The following is a 12,929-nucleotide window of genomic DNA, read 5'->3' as shown; positions in this document are numbered from 1 at the left end:
CGATACAGGCTAGCTGAGTCTTGCCTCTACGTCATGTGAGATCACGGATTTCGGCCTTTTCCAGGCGTTTTCCACCGGCAGAAGCGTGCCGACGAGGATCCGCGGCCGTCAAATTCCGAGCCGTTGCCTGATGATGGCGGCATGGAACCTGGCGCCGAAGATCAGCCCGTCGTCATTGAAGTCATAGCTGGAATTGTGCAGCGGCGCTGAGGCCTCGCCATTGCCGAGGAAGACGAAGCATCCCGGAACGTGATCGAGGAAACGCGCAAAATCCTCAGACGCCGTCATCGGCTCGCGAGCAACCGCGACATTGCTGGGATCGAAGACTTTCTTGGCGGCGGCGAAGGCCGCCTCGACCAGCTCGGCATCATTGTGCAAAGGCACGAATTCTCTGGTGTAATTGACCTCGGCGGCAATGTTGTAGGCGGCCGCGGTGCCCTCGGCGATGATGCGCATCTGCCGTTCGATCTCCGCGCTGACCTCGGGGCGAAAACTGCGCGCATCGCCGAGGATGCGGGCAAGACCGGGCAATGCATTGCGGGTGCCGTCGGTGATCAGTTCGGTCACCGAAACCACCGCTATGTCGGCCGGGCTCAGGCGGCGCGACACGATGGTCTGCAGATTGGTGACCAGCGCACAGGCGGCGACCAGCGCTTCGTTGCCCGAATGCGGCCGCGCCGCGTGGCCGCCGACCCCCCTGAGCAAGATCTCGAAATTGTCCTCGGCCGACATGACCGGGCCGGCACGGGTCTCGAAATGCCCGACGGGAAGGCCGGGCATGTTGTGCAGACCGAAGATCTCGTCGAAGGGGAAGCGTTGCATCAGGCCGTCGTCGAGCATGGCCAGCGCGCCCCTGCCCCACTCCTCGGCCGGCTGGAAGATGAAGCGCACGGTGCCGTCAAAACCACCCTCGCCCGCCAGCAGCTTTGCCGCGCCAAGCAGCATGGCGGTATGGCCATCATGGCCGCAGGCGTGCATGACGCCGGGATTCCCGGAGCGGTAGGGCGCGCTCGATTGCTCCGATATGCGCAGCGCATCCATGTCGGCCCGCAGCGCAATGGCGCGGTTGCCGGTGCCGCGCTTCAAAGTGCCGACGACCCCGGTGCCGCCGATGCCCTCGGCGACATCGTCCAGGCCGAATTCCCGCAGCTTGGCCGCGACGAAGGCCGCGGTGCGTTTCTCCTCGAAGCCGAATTCGGGGTGCGCGTGCAGGTCGCGCCGCCAATCGGTCATCTCGCGCTTCAACGTTTCTGGATCGCGTTCGGCCATGTCTTCACCTCTTGATCACGGCGAGTTCGGCGACGACATCAAGCAGGATGTTGGCACCGGCAACAAGCTCGGCATCCCCGGTGTGTTCATGCGGGCTGTGGCTGATGCCTCCGACGCTCGGCACGAAGATCATCGCCGACGGCGCCATGCGCGCGATCATCTGCGCGTCATGGCCGGCGCCCGAGGTCATCCGCCGGGAGGCAAGCCCGCGCTTCCTGGCGGCAGCCTCGATCAACTTGACGACCCGCCCATCGAAAACAACCGGCGCGAAGCGGGCCAGCCGCTCGACCGACACGGTGATGCCCTCGGCGGCGAGCTGTTCGAGAAAGGCGGCCAACGCCGCTTCCTGCGCCTGCAGGCGCTGTTCGTCGGGATCGCGCAGGTCGACGGTGAAGACAGCGCGCGATGGGATGACGTTGATGGCATTCGGCTCGAGGCGCATCGTGCCGACGGTGGCAACGGTCGGCGCGTTTGAGCCAGCAGCAGCAAGGTCATGCAGGAAGGTGATCACGCGTGCCGCGGCATATCCGGCGTCGCAGCGCATCGACATCGGCGTGGTGCCGGCATGGTTGGCGACGCCGTCGAGGGTGATGCGCTGCCAGGAAATGCCCTGCAGGGTTTCCACTGCGCCGATCGGAATGCCTTCGCGGTCCAGCACCGGCCCCTGTTCGATGTGCAGTTCGATATAGAGGTGCGGCTTGAGAAAGCCCGACTCGCGCTCGCCCGCATAGCCGATGCGGGTGAGTTCCTGCCCGAGCGTGCTGCCGTCCGTGCCGACAGCGGCGAGTGCCGCCTCGACATCGACGCCGCCGGCATGGACCAGCGACCCCATCATGTCGGGGGAGAAGCGCACGCCTTCCTCATTGGTGAAGGCCGCGACGGCGAGCGGGCGCGACGGCGAGAGACCCGACGCCTTCAGCGTCTCGATCGCCTCCAGCCCGGCAAGCACGCCGTAGCAGCCGTCATAGATGCCGGCATCGATGACGGTGTCGATGTGCGAGCCGATGAGCAGCGGCGCCTCGCCTGCATTGCCGGCACTTTGCCAGATGCCGAAAATGTTGCCGATGCGGTCGACGGCGACATCGAGCCCGGCCTGCCGCAGCCAGCTGACGAAGAGGTCGCGGCCCAGCCTATCGGCGTCGGAGGCAGCGAGCCGGACCAGCCTTCCCTCGCCATCGCGGCCAACGGCGCCGAGTTCGCGGATACGGCCAAGCAGGCGCTGCGCGTCGACCGCGATCATGGCGTTGCCTGGGCAATGAGCTTGCCCGCCAACACCTCGACCGGGCTCAAGCCGACCAGTTCGACATAGCGATGCGGGTCGGTTGCGCCTTCGGTGTTGATCACCAGTACGCTGGATTTGCCGTCGAGGCCGAGATCGGTCCTGTTTTCGGCCGTCGCCCGGACCAGTCCGGCAAGACCGACACCGCCGCTCTCGCCGGCAACGATCACCGGATCGCTGCCGGATGGCCGGGCCAGCCGCCGCATCGCCGCGATGGCGTCGTCCTCGTCCACGGTCATGAAGGCATCGCCGGCGCGCGCCAGCACGCGCCAGGCGACCTGCGAGGCCTCATAGCATTCAAGCATGGCCATCACCGTCGGCTGGTCATGCGCCACCTTGACCACGTGTCCTTCCCGGGCAGCCGCGACAATGCAGGCCGCGCGCGCCGGCTCAACGACGATGACGGTTGGCCTGGCATCGCCAAGCACGATGGCGAGATGGCCGGCCACTGCCGCGGCAATGCCGCCGACGCCGGCCTGGATGAAGACATGGGTTGGCGGTTCGCTAAGCTGGCGCAACGCCTCGCGCACGATCGCCGTATAGCCCTGCATGACCAGGCCGGGGATGCGCTCATAACCCGGCCACGACGTATCCGACACCACGGTCCAGCCCTTCTCGGCCGCAACCTGGGCCGCTTGCCTCACCGAATCGTCATAATTGCCATCGACGCGAACCATCTCCGCGCCGTAGCGGGCAATTGCCGAGATGCGCTCGTCGCTGACGCCGGCATGGACAAAGATCACGGCCCTGGCGCCGGCAATCTCGGCGCCTTGCGCGACCGAGCGGCCGTGATTGCCGTCGGTGGCGCAGGCAAAGGTCATCTTCGCGGCGACCGAGCGAACATCGGCACGATCGAGATCCTCGACGTCAACAGGGCGACCGAGGCGCTTGCCTGCTTCTTCCAGCACCAGGCGGAAGACGGCATAGGCGCCGCCCAGCGCCTTGAAGCTGCCCAGGCCGAGACGAAAACCCTCATCCTTGACATGCAGCGCAGCCAGGCCAAGTTCGCCCGCCAGCGCAGGCAGCGCGTGCAGCGGCGTCATCGCGTGATTGTCACGATGGGCGAGAAAGCGCTCGACCGTGTCCGCGCCCGCGATCCCGAGGGTTTCGGCATCGGCCGCATCAAGCGGCTTGCCGTGCAAGGCATTGCGATTGGGCAGGAACACGGGCGGCCTCCTTGGCAGTCAGTGAGACCATATTGCAGGTCGGGCGCAAAGAGCGCTGTAATTGGGCCTGCGAAACGCAAGTTTGTTTCATCGGGATACCCCCATTGCCTCCATCTTCGCCCTCGCTCGACAGTTTCGATCTCGCCATCCTTGCCATACTGCAGCGCGACAACACCACGCCGCAGCGGCTGATCGGCGAAGCGGTGAACCTTTCGGCGCCAGCGGTGCAGCGCCGCATAAAGCGCATGGAGCAGACCGGCGTCGTAGCCGGCAATGTGGCAATCATCGAACCGGCGGCGGTCGGTCAGCCCATCACCATCTTCGTCGAGGTGGAGTTGGAGAGCGAGCGCACGGAGCTTATCGACGCGGCCAAGCGGCAATTCTCGCAAACGCCCGAAGTGCAGCAATGCTATTACGTCACCGGCGAAGCCGACTTCATCCTCGTTATCACCGTGGCCGACATGGGCGCCTATGAGGCGCTGACGCGAAAGCTGTTCTTCGGCAGCAACAATGTCCGGAAATTCCGCACCTTCGTGGCCATGGACCGCGTCAAGGTCGGGCTGACGGTGCCGTTGCCGGATTGAGCCTTGCCGGCAGGCAGGTCCCGCCGCCATGCTTTTGCACGGGAATTGAGTCGGGAGGCGCGCTTGAACGACACCACGACAGTAGCGATCATCGGCGCCGGGCCGGCGGGCCTCGCCGTCGCCGCATGCCTGCGGCAGGCCGGCGTCGACTTCATCATCATCGAAAAAGAGCAGCAGGCCGCGCCCGCCTGGCGGCGCCACTACGACCGCGTCCATCTGCATACGACCAAGCGCTATTCGTCGCTGCCCTTCGTGCCCTTTCCCAAACACTATCCGCGTTATGTGCCGCGCGATCTCTTCGTCGACTATCTCGATGCCTATGCGCAACGCTTCAACCTCCGGCCCCGCTTTGGAGAAACGGTGACAGCGGTCGCCCGGGACGGTCGAGGCTGGCGTGTGGACGCGCCATCCGGTCACTTGCGCGCCAAACAGGTGGTGATCGCGTCAGGCTACAATGCCGAGCCCTTGCGGCCCGGATTTGCCGGCATCGACAGCTTCACCGGCACGACGCTACACAGCGCCGACTATCGCAATGCAACGCCCTTCGCCGGTCAGTCGGTGCTGGTCGTCGGCATGGGCAACACCGGCGCGGAGATTGCGCTCGATCTGGCGGAAAACGGCGCACGGCCGACGATTTCCGTGCGCGGCGGCGTTCATATCGTGCCGCGCGAACTGTTCGGCGTGCCCATCCAGATGGTCGGCATGGCGGCGCGCCTGGGACCGCAACGCTTCAACGATGTTCTTTTCCCGGTCATTCTCGACGTGGTGCTGGGCAGGCTGGAAAGATACGGGCTCAAGCGGCCGGGACAGGGACTGCTGGAACAGATTGCCATCGCGTCGCGCATTCCGGTGATCGATGTGGGCACCATCGGCAAGATCCGCGAAGGCGCGATCAAGGTCGCGCCCGATATCGCCGAGATTTCGGAACGCGGCGCCCGTTTCGCCGACGGCAAACAGGGCGAATTCGACGCGATCATCTTCGCCACCGGTTACCGGCCGGGCTATGCCAGATTTCTCGAGCCCGGCGTCCGGCCGGACCGCAGTGGCGTTACCCCCAAGGCTTCGGATCTCGGCCTCTACCTCATCGGTTTCCACAATGCGGTCACCGGATTGCTGCGCGAGATCGGGATCGAAGCACAGGCAATTGCCGATGATATCCGGCACCGGCTGAACCGGAAAAAGGCGGGTGAAATCCCGCCGGTGTGATCCGCGGCCCGCCCTACGCCTGTGCGGTCTTGAGCATCATGCCGGCGATCTCCTTCGTCAGCTTGGCGGCGACAAGCGCCGTCATGTTGGAGAGATCCTGGCTTGGATTGTACTCGACAATATCGGCGGCCACGATCGGTTGATCGATGCCTTGAATGAGGTTGATGACCTGCCGGGTCGACAGCCCGCCCGACTCTCGGTGCGAGACGCCGGGTGCAAAGGCTGGGTCGAGCCCGTCGAGATCCATCGAAATATAGACCGGCGTCCTGAGGTCGAGCCGCAGGCCCTCGCTGAAGCGTGCCGCCTCGACCACTTCGACGCCGAAACGCGCGAACTGGTCGCGGTGATGGTCGTTGACGGTGCGCAGCCCGATCTGGATCAACCGGCCGGCAAGCCGCTCCTCCATGATGCGCGCGAAAGGCGACGTGTGGGAACGCGGGTTGCCACCGTAGGAGTGATAGATGTCGGGATGCGCATCGATATGGACGATCGTCAGGTCGGGATGGCGCCGGTGCACCGCGCGCAACACCGGCCAGGAGATCGCATGGTCGCCGCCCAGGCCGACCAGCGGATGGCCAGCATCCAACGCGCGACCGACCTCGCCTTCGATCCGCTCCCAGGGGTCGCCGCCGCCCACGAAATCGATATCGCCATGGTCGACGAAACGGCCGGCCAGATCGAAGCCGGTTTCACTCCATGAACTGTAGGCATCTGAATGCAGTTCCCGCCTGATCAGCGCCGGGGCCTCGGCCGGCCCGCGCAGATAGGACGAGTTCTCGTCATGCGGTATTCCCAGAAGCGAAATCGCGCCTGCCATCGAAATCCTCCCGGTGCAGAGGGAGCCCTCTATAACGGCGCGAGTTGGCCGTTGCGACGACAGCTGGTTGGGCCAGTTGCATTCCAGGGAATGACATCGGCTAGGTTGCCGGTTCGTCAGCCTTGCGCAGCCAGACCTTGTTGTCATGGAAGGCAGCGCCGCCGTAGGGCGCGGGTGCATCGGCGCCTGTCAGCACGTTGATGCCCTCGCCGCGCTCATGCGCGCTGTTGGGCCAGATGCCTTCGGCGATCACCACGCCGCGCTTGATGCCGTCGAAGAATTTGGCATGCAGCACCAGCTCGCCGCGCCGGTTGCCGACCTCGACACGGTCGCCGTCGGCAAGGCCGAGCTCGGCCGCGTCGTCGCGATGAAGGAGGAGCGTCGGCCTGCCTTCCTTTTCCTTGGACACCGGCGTTTCGGCAAAGGTCGAGTTGAGGAAGTTGCGCGCCGGCGAGGTCGTCAGCCGGAATGGATGCGCCTCGTCGGCCACCTCGATCAGGTCGACATGGTCGGGAAACTCGGGCAGGCGCTCCACCGGTCCGAACAGACCCATGCTCTTCGGCGGCCGGTTGGGTGCCGCCTGGCCGGTCCAGTCGGCACGGAAGCGGAATTTGCCATCCGCATGGCCAAAGCCGTTGATGAAATGCGCAGCCTCGAAATCCGGCTGCAGATCGACCCATTTCTGCTCTTTCAAGCTGTCGAAACTGCCCAGCCCGCGCTTGCCAAGAATGATGTCGATATGCTGCCGTTCTGTCAGGCCGAAGCCCGGGCGGTCTGCGACTCCCAGGCGCTCTGCCAGTTGCTCGATGACGAAATGGTTGGTGCGCGGCCCTTCCGGCGGCTCGATCAGCTTCGGCCCGAGCGTGATGTGCTGGTTGCCGCCGCCCTTGTAGACGTCGTCATGTTCGAGAAACATCGTCGCCGGCAACACCACATCCGCCAGCTTGGCGGTGTCGGTCATGAACTGCTCGTGCACGCAGGTGAACAGGTCGTCGCGCAGAAAGCCCTGCTTTACCAGCCGCTGCTCGGGCGCGACATTCACCGGGTTGGTGTTCTGGATCAGCATCGCGGTCACCGGCGGTCCGCCATAGAGCGCGTCGCCGGCGCCGGTCAGCACCGGTCCGATGCGCGAATGGTCGAGATGGCGGATCGCCGGATCGCGCATCCTGGTGCCTTCCAGCACCTCCTGGTTGAGCTTGAAGATGCCGGAATTCGAATGAAAGGCGCCGCCGCCCTCATACTGCCAGCTGCCGGTGACCGCGGCGATGCAGGAAGCGGCGTGCATGTTGACGGCGCCGTTGCGCTGGCGGGCGAAGCCGTAGCCGAGACGGAAATAGGTTTTCTTGGTCATGCCAACAAGGCGGGCAAGGGCCTCGATCTCGGTGACCGACAGGCCCGTGATCTCGGCCGCCCATTCAGGGGGGCGTGTCCGAAGATGCGCCTCCAGCCCCTTCGGATCGTCGGTGTATTTTTCGAGATAGGCACGGTCGGCCAGGCCTTCCCTGAACAGCACATGCATGACCGCGCAGGCCAGCGCGCCGTCGGTGCCGGGCTTCAGCACAAGGCCCATGTCGGCCTGCTTCATCGTCGCGTTTTCATAGACGTCGATGACGACGATTTTAGCGCCGCGTTCCTTGCGCGCCTTGATGGCATGGGTCATCACGTTGACCTGCGTGACCACGGCATTGGTGCCCCAGATCACCACGCAGTCGGATTTCGCCATTTCGCGCGGATCGGGCCCACGCAAGGCGCCAGCCCCCATCATCCAGCCGGTCCAGGCGAGATTGGTGCAGATCGACCCGAAGAAGCCCGAATATTTCTTGGCATGACGCAGCCTGTCGATGCCGTCGCGCTGCACCAGCCCCATCGTGCCGGCATAGAAATAAGGCCAGACCGTCTCCGAGCCGTATTTGTCTTCGGCCGCGACGAACTTTTCGGCGACGAGGTCGAGCGCGGCCTCCCAGCTCGCATCCTGCCAGACGCCGTCGCCTTTGGCGCCGGCGCGGATCAGCGGCTTCAGCAAGCGGTCGGGGTGGTGGACGCGGTCGGCATAGCGCGCGACCTTGGCGCAGACGACGCCGGACGTGTAGGTGTTGGTCTTGGCGCCATGGACGCGGCCGATGCGGTTGCCGTCGAGCAACTCGACCTCGAGCGCGCAGGTGGACGGGCAATCATGCGGACAGGCCGAATGGCCGATGCGAAGGTTGGCGTGTTGGTTCATGGGGGATGTTTAGCTGGTTCCGAACGTGGCGTGTAGGGCCAGAGTTGCCCATAAACTGCCTTTCGGGGATGCCTTTTCTACCCGATATGCGGCGACTTTCACCATAGTTCCATCGACATCGATGGCCTCCGGTATCGATTACAACCCAACGGCAATCTCCTGGATAAAATCCAGGAATGCCCTGACCTTGGCCGGCGGCAGATGGCGTGATGGCTGGTAGGCGTAGAGCGGGTAAAGCTCTTCCGACCACTCCGGCAGGATCGGCACGAGGTCTCCGCGTGCCAGGAACGGCGCCAGGCCGATGGCGAGGCTTTGGAAAATGCCTTGGCCCGCGACGCAGGCCGTGACCGCGACGGAAGGATCATCCAGCACCAGACGGCTTGAGATCTTGACCTCGACGATCTCTCCGCCTCGGTGAAACTCCCATGGAAAAGGAAGGCCGGTCTGGGGATCGCGGAAGAGAAGCGCCTCGTGGTGGACGAGGTCGTGTGGCGATCGCGGCTCGCCGTGCCGTTCGAGATAGGCCGGCGCCGCAACCGTCAGAATCTGGGCTTCCAGGAGCTTGCGCACGATAAGGGACGATGCATCGGGCGGCCCGAAGCGTATCGCCACGTCCACGCCGCTCATCATCTCCTCGCGATAGTTGCTGGTCAATAAATCCAGCACGAGCAGTGGATAGCGAGCAAGGAACCGCTGCAGCCCGCCTGCGAGCACCGTGCGTGCGAACCACGGGTCCACAGATACGCGCAGCCGTCCGCGCACCACCGCCGCCGCGCCCGCGGCCTCGGCCGCAGCCTCATCCAAGCCTGCGAGCAGCGGCATCACCTGCGCATGGAAGCGCCGGCCTTCCTCGGTCAGGCTGACCTCGCGTGGATTGCGATCGAAGAGCCGCACGCCGACCCGGGCCTCCAGACGCGCGACGGCCCGACTCACCCCCGATGGCGTCAGGCCGAGCATCTCCGCGGCACGGGCGAAGTTCCCGGCCTCCGTGACCGCTGCCAAGACCCCGACGCCGGTGAGAAGCCGCGTGTCGAAAACCATTCAATCTCCCTTCGCCTACACCCCGATGACGAGGATCGGTGATTTCTAGTCATCATAACACTGATCTTAATGCGCGTGAATCACTGGATGGCGCGACGTACAAGCATGGCGTCACCGCAGTGCCGGCCGAGACAGGCTGAGCAGGTCGGATTTCCTTCGATCCGGAAAGGAGTTAGCCATGAATCACCTCACACGCAGAACGATGCTTCAGCGCGGCGGAATGCTGGGGGCCATCCTGGCTCTCGATGCGGTCAGCCCCGCTCTGGCCAAGACAACGCCAGCCGGTTCGTCGATGCGGTTCAAGGCGATCGACGCCGCCCTGCGCGAAGGCGTTTCGAAGAACGACGTGGCCGGCGTCATCGCCGTCGCGGCGACGCCGAAAGGCATGGTCTATGAGGGTGCCTTCGGCAAAGCGAACACAGCAACGGGGGCGCCGATGACGCTCGACACGGTGTTCTGGCTGCTGTCGATGACCAAGGCTTTCACGGCTACGGCCTGCATGCAGCTGATCGAGCAGGGCCGCCTCAATCTGGACGACGACGCGGCGAAATACCTGCCTGAGCTGGCCTCGCCGCAGGTTCTTGACGGCTTTGCGGAGGATGGAACGCCGCGACTGCGGCCGGCCAAGCGCGCGATCAAGGTGCGCCATCTGCTGACGCATACTTCCGGCTACACCTACTCGATCTGGAGCGAGGCTCTCACCCGCTACGAGAAGGTGACGGGCATGCCCGACATCGCGACCTGCAAGAACGCTGCTTTCACCGCTCCGCTCGAATTCGAACCCGGCGAACGGTGGGAATACGGCATCAGCATGGACTGGATCGGCAAACTCGTCGAAGCGGTATCCGATCAGTCGCTCGAAATCTACTTCCGCGAGAACATCTTCGCGCCGCTCGACATGAAGGATTCGGGCTTCCTGATCTGCACCAAGCAGAAGCAGCGCGTCGCCACCTTCCACAACCGCGGGGCCGATGGCGGGCTGGAGCCTGCGCCCTTCGAGATGCCGCAACGGCCGGAGTTCTTCATGGGCGGCGGCGGTGCCTTCTCGACACCGCGGGACTATATGGCCTTCCTGCAGGCACTGCTGAATGGCGGCGCGCTGCATGGCGCGCGAATCCTGCGTCCGGAGACCGTCGCCATGATGATGCAGAACCAGATCGGCGAGCTGAGCGTCCAGGAGATGCGCTCGGCGCAGCCGTCCTATTCCCGCAGCTTCGACCAGTTCCCGCAACAGCCGCATAAATGGGGCCTGTCCTTCGACATCAACACGCAGCCGGGACCGAATGGGCGGTCCGCCGGCAGCATCTCCTGGGCAGGTCTGCTCAACTGCTACTTCTGGCTCGACCCGGTGAAGCACGTCACCGGCGCGCTCTTCACCCAGGTCCTGCCCTTCTACGACGAGCGGGTCGTCGCGCTCTACGGCGCGTTCGAGCGCGGCCTCTATGCCGGGCTCGCCTGAACCCCTGAAGATCGACACCAACCTTTTTGGAGAACCACCATGTATGCAATCACCGGAGTAACCGGCAAGGTCGGCGGCGCGCTTGCGCGCAGCCTTCTCGCCGAGGGATTGCCTGTCCGCGCCGTCCTGCGCGACGCGGCCAAGGCAGCGGAGTGGAGACGTCGCGGCTGTGATGTCGCCCTGGCCGAGATGGACGATGCGGCAAGCCTGGCCTCGGCCTTCAGCGAGGCTGCGGGCGTCTTCATCCTGCCGCCCTCCGAGTTCGATCCGGAACCCGGATATCCCGAGGCTAAGCGCGTCATCGCGGCCGTGACCGCTGCCTTGGCCGAGGCGCGTCCCGGCAAGGTGGTCTGCCTGTCGACCATCGGCGCGGACGCGCCGCACGAGAACCTGCTGACGCAGCGCACGCTGATGGAACGGGCGCTGGACGGGATCGGGCTTCCGGTCACCTTCCTGAGGCCCGGCTGGTTCTTGGAGAATGCGCTCTGGGACATTCCCTCGGCGCGCGACGAAGGCGTGCTGCGCAGCTTCCTGCAGCCAGCCGACAGGCCGTTGCCGATGGTCGCGACGCAAGATGTCGGACGCCTGGCCGCCATGCTGCTTCAGGAGAATTGGATCGGGACGCGGGTCATCGAACTGGAGGGGCCTGTCCGCGTCTCGCCCAACGATCTCGCCCGCGCCTTCGCCACGGTGCTGGAGCGTCCGGTCAAGGTCGAGACGGTGCCGCGCGAAAGCTGGGAGCAGATCTTCCGTTCCCAGGGTATGCAAAAGCCGTTGCCGCGGATCCGGATGCTTGACGGCTTCAACGAGGGCTGGATCGAGTTCAGCGACCAAGGCCGTTCGGCGATCAAAGGGACAACGACGCTCGATAGCGTTATCGCCAACCTCGTCGCGGCGAGCCTGTCAGCCACCTGACACGGTCACGATTTAGCGCATGGACTTGCAAAGTCGCTGGCGCGAAGCGGTGGCGGTCGCCCGTGCCCTGCCATCGCCACAGTTTCGAAAGGAAATCATCATGGAATCGATCGTCACGCAGGGCATTGCGATTCCGCGCCTCCAGTGACGCAACGCTCGCCGGGCTCGGGCGCAAGCATGGCTGCAGCGCCGCGCAGATGGCCATCGCCTGGCTTCTGGACCAGGCGGGCGTCATCGTGACCCCGAAAGCCGCCCGCCCCGAAAGCCAGAAGTCCAATCTCGATGCGCTCGGCATTCGGCTCGACGATGAGGATCGCGCGACGATTGCTGCCCTGCCGAAGGACCAGCGCTTCGTCCGGCCACCCTTCGCACCCGATTGGGATGCCGCAGCATGAAATTGCGGCATGGGGCTGGCGCTGTGATCGGTCCCAATCGCGGTTTGCGACGAGGTCGGCCGCCCTACTCCGCCGTGCCTTCCTCATACTCGGCCGACATGGTCAGCCATTTTTCCTCGTGGCCGGCCAGCGTCTGGGCGAGCTGCGAGCGCTCCTTGGCCAGGCGTGTCGCGGTCGAGGGATCCTTTTCGTAGATCGCCGGATTGGCCAGTTCGTCCTCGATGCCGTCGATGCGCTTGCGGATGCGGTCCATCAGCGCCTCGGTGGCGCGGATTTCCTTGGCCAGCGGTTCGAAGGCGGCACGACGCGCGGCCGCATCGCGGCGGCGGTCGGCCTTGGACGCCTTGTCGGCCTCGCGCTTGCCGCGGCGGTCGCCAGAGACGCCCGTGACCAGCGTCTTGTAGTCCTCAAGATCGCCATCATACGGGTTGACCGCGCCGTCCTTGACCAGCCACAGCCGATCGGCGGTCGCCTCCAAGAGATGGCGGTCGTGCGAGATCAGGATGACGGCGCCGGGAAATTCGTTGAGCGCGTGGATCAGCGATTCACGGCTGTCGATATCGAGATGGTTGGTCGG

General features: G+C 64.9%; 11 protein-coding genes and 2 pseudogenes. 6 read left to right on the top strand and 7 right to left on the bottom strand.

The window, feature by feature from the left end:
* Positions 1–108: 108 nt before the first annotated feature.
* From C1D09_RS26940 to C1D09_RS26930, 3 genes are read right to left on the bottom strand one after another with little or no spacing between them, the layout of a single operon-like run.
* Positions 109–1,269, bottom strand: coding sequence for a M20 aminoacylase family protein (locus C1D09_RS26940; RefSeq protein ID WP_143977095.1), 1,161 nt, complete (start codon positions 1,267–1,269; stop codon positions 109–111).
* Between the two features lie 4 nt (positions 1,270–1,273).
* Positions 1,274–2,509 (bottom strand): Zn-dependent hydrolase, encoded by a 1,236-nt coding sequence (locus tag C1D09_RS26935; protein ID WP_143977094.1) that lies wholly within the window; start codon positions 2,507–2,509, stop codon positions 1,274–1,276.
* The gene (locus tag C1D09_RS26930; protein WP_143977093.1) at positions 2,506–3,714 is read right to left on the bottom strand and encodes a diaminopropionate ammonia-lyase; all 1,209 of its coding nucleotides are present in this window, start codon (positions 3,712–3,714) and stop codon (positions 2,506–2,508) included. The genes C1D09_RS26935 and C1D09_RS26930 overlap by 4 nt, the downstream gene beginning before the upstream one ends.
* Positions 3,715–3,818: 104 nt before the next feature.
* On the opposite strand from C1D09_RS26930, the gene C1D09_RS26925 reads away from it, so the two are divergent.
* Positions 3,819–4,298 (top strand): Lrp/AsnC family transcriptional regulator, encoded by a 480-nt coding sequence (locus tag C1D09_RS26925; RefSeq protein ID WP_143977092.1) that lies wholly within the window; start codon positions 3,819–3,821, stop codon positions 4,296–4,298.
* 63 nt (positions 4,299–4,361) lie between these two features.
* Entirely contained in the window at positions 4,362–5,504 is a 1,143-nt protein-coding gene (locus tag C1D09_RS26920; RefSeq protein ID WP_143977091.1) for a flavin-containing monooxygenase, read from the top strand.
* 13 nt (positions 5,505–5,517) lie between these two features.
* Here C1D09_RS26920 and speB read toward each other — a convergent pair whose 3' ends face one another.
* From speB to C1D09_RS26905, 3 genes are all read right to left on the bottom strand, one after another.
* Complete coding sequence (gene speB / locus C1D09_RS26915) at positions 5,518–6,321, bottom strand: agmatinase (protein ID WP_143977090.1); 804 nt, start codon at positions 6,319–6,321, stop codon at positions 5,518–5,520.
* 100 nt (positions 6,322–6,421) lie between these two features.
* Positions 6,422–8,542, bottom strand: coding sequence for a molybdopterin-containing oxidoreductase family protein (locus C1D09_RS26910; protein WP_143977089.1), 2,121 nt, complete (start codon positions 8,540–8,542; stop codon positions 6,422–6,424).
* 138 nt (positions 8,543–8,680) lie between these two features.
* Positions 8,681–9,583, bottom strand: coding sequence for a LysR family transcriptional regulator (locus tag C1D09_RS26905; RefSeq protein WP_143977088.1), 903 nt, complete (start codon positions 9,581–9,583; stop codon positions 8,681–8,683).
* Positions 9,584–9,761: 178 nt separating this feature from the next.
* On the opposite strand from C1D09_RS26905, the gene C1D09_RS26900 reads away from it, so the two are divergent.
* The 4 genes and pseudogenes from C1D09_RS26900 to C1D09_RS26890 form a co-directional block, all read left to right on the top strand.
* A complete protein-coding gene (locus C1D09_RS26900; protein ID WP_143977087.1) occupies positions 9,762–11,042 on the top strand; it encodes a serine hydrolase domain-containing protein in 1,281 nt (426 codons plus the stop codon).
* A gap of 39 nt (positions 11,043–11,081) precedes the next feature.
* Positions 11,082–11,957, top strand: a complete 876-nt coding sequence (locus C1D09_RS26895) for an NmrA family NAD(P)-binding protein (RefSeq protein WP_143977086.1) — start codon at positions 11,082–11,084, stop codon at positions 11,955–11,957.
* 19 nt (positions 11,958–11,976) lie between these two features.
* Positions 11,977–12,105, top strand: coding sequence for a hypothetical protein (locus tag C1D09_RS34125; protein WP_281288648.1), 129 nt, complete (start codon positions 11,977–11,979; stop codon positions 12,103–12,105).
* Positions 12,092–12,352 (top strand): annotated as a pseudogene (locus tag C1D09_RS26890) (aldo/keto reductase); the annotation flags it as partial. The gene C1D09_RS34125 and the pseudogene C1D09_RS26890, both read left to right, overlap by 14 nt.
* A 64-nt stretch (positions 12,353–12,416) precedes the next feature.
* Here the strand turns inward: C1D09_RS26890 and C1D09_RS26885 are convergent.
* Positions 12,417–12,929, bottom strand: a pseudogene (locus C1D09_RS26885) (ABC transporter ATP-binding protein); the annotation flags it as partial.

The sequence above is a fragment of the Mesorhizobium intechi genome (genome assembly GCF_002879535.1).
Classification (GTDB): Bacteria; Pseudomonadota; Alphaproteobacteria; order Rhizobiales; family Rhizobiaceae; genus Mesorhizobium; species Mesorhizobium intechi.
The sequence above is the reverse complement of the archived record's forward strand: the minus strand, read 5'-3'. Positions and strand labels throughout refer to the sequence as shown.

What these genes read in the sequence shown, in the direction of transcription:
- C1D09_RS26940 (WP_143977095.1), bottom strand. Translation starts at nt 1,269, where the DNA reads ATGGCCGAACGCGATCCAGAAACGTTGAAGCGCGAGATGACCGATTGG.
- C1D09_RS26935 (WP_143977094.1), bottom strand. Translation starts at nt 2,509, where the DNA reads ATGATCGCGGTCGACGCGCAGCGCCTGCTTGGCCGTATCCGCGAACTC.
- speB (WP_143977090.1), bottom strand. Translation starts at nt 6,321, where the DNA reads ATGGCAGGCGCGATTTCGCTTCTGGGAATACCGCATGACGAGAACTCG.
- C1D09_RS26910 (WP_143977089.1), bottom strand. Translation starts at nt 8,542, where the DNA reads ATGAACCAACACGCCAACCTTCGCATCGGCCATTCGGCCTGTCCGCAT.
- C1D09_RS26905 (WP_143977088.1), bottom strand. Translation starts at nt 9,583, where the DNA reads ATGGTTTTCGACACGCGGCTTCTCACCGGCGTCGGGGTCTTGGCAGCG.
- C1D09_RS26900 (WP_143977087.1), top strand. Translation starts at nt 9,762, where the DNA reads ATGAATCACCTCACACGCAGAACGATGCTTCAGCGCGGCGGAATGCTG.
- C1D09_RS26895 (WP_143977086.1), top strand. Translation starts at nt 11,082, where the DNA reads ATGTATGCAATCACCGGAGTAACCGGCAAGGTCGGCGGCGCGCTTGCG.
- C1D09_RS34125 (WP_281288648.1), top strand. Translation starts at nt 11,977, where the DNA reads ATGGACTTGCAAAGTCGCTGGCGCGAAGCGGTGGCGGTCGCCCGTGCC.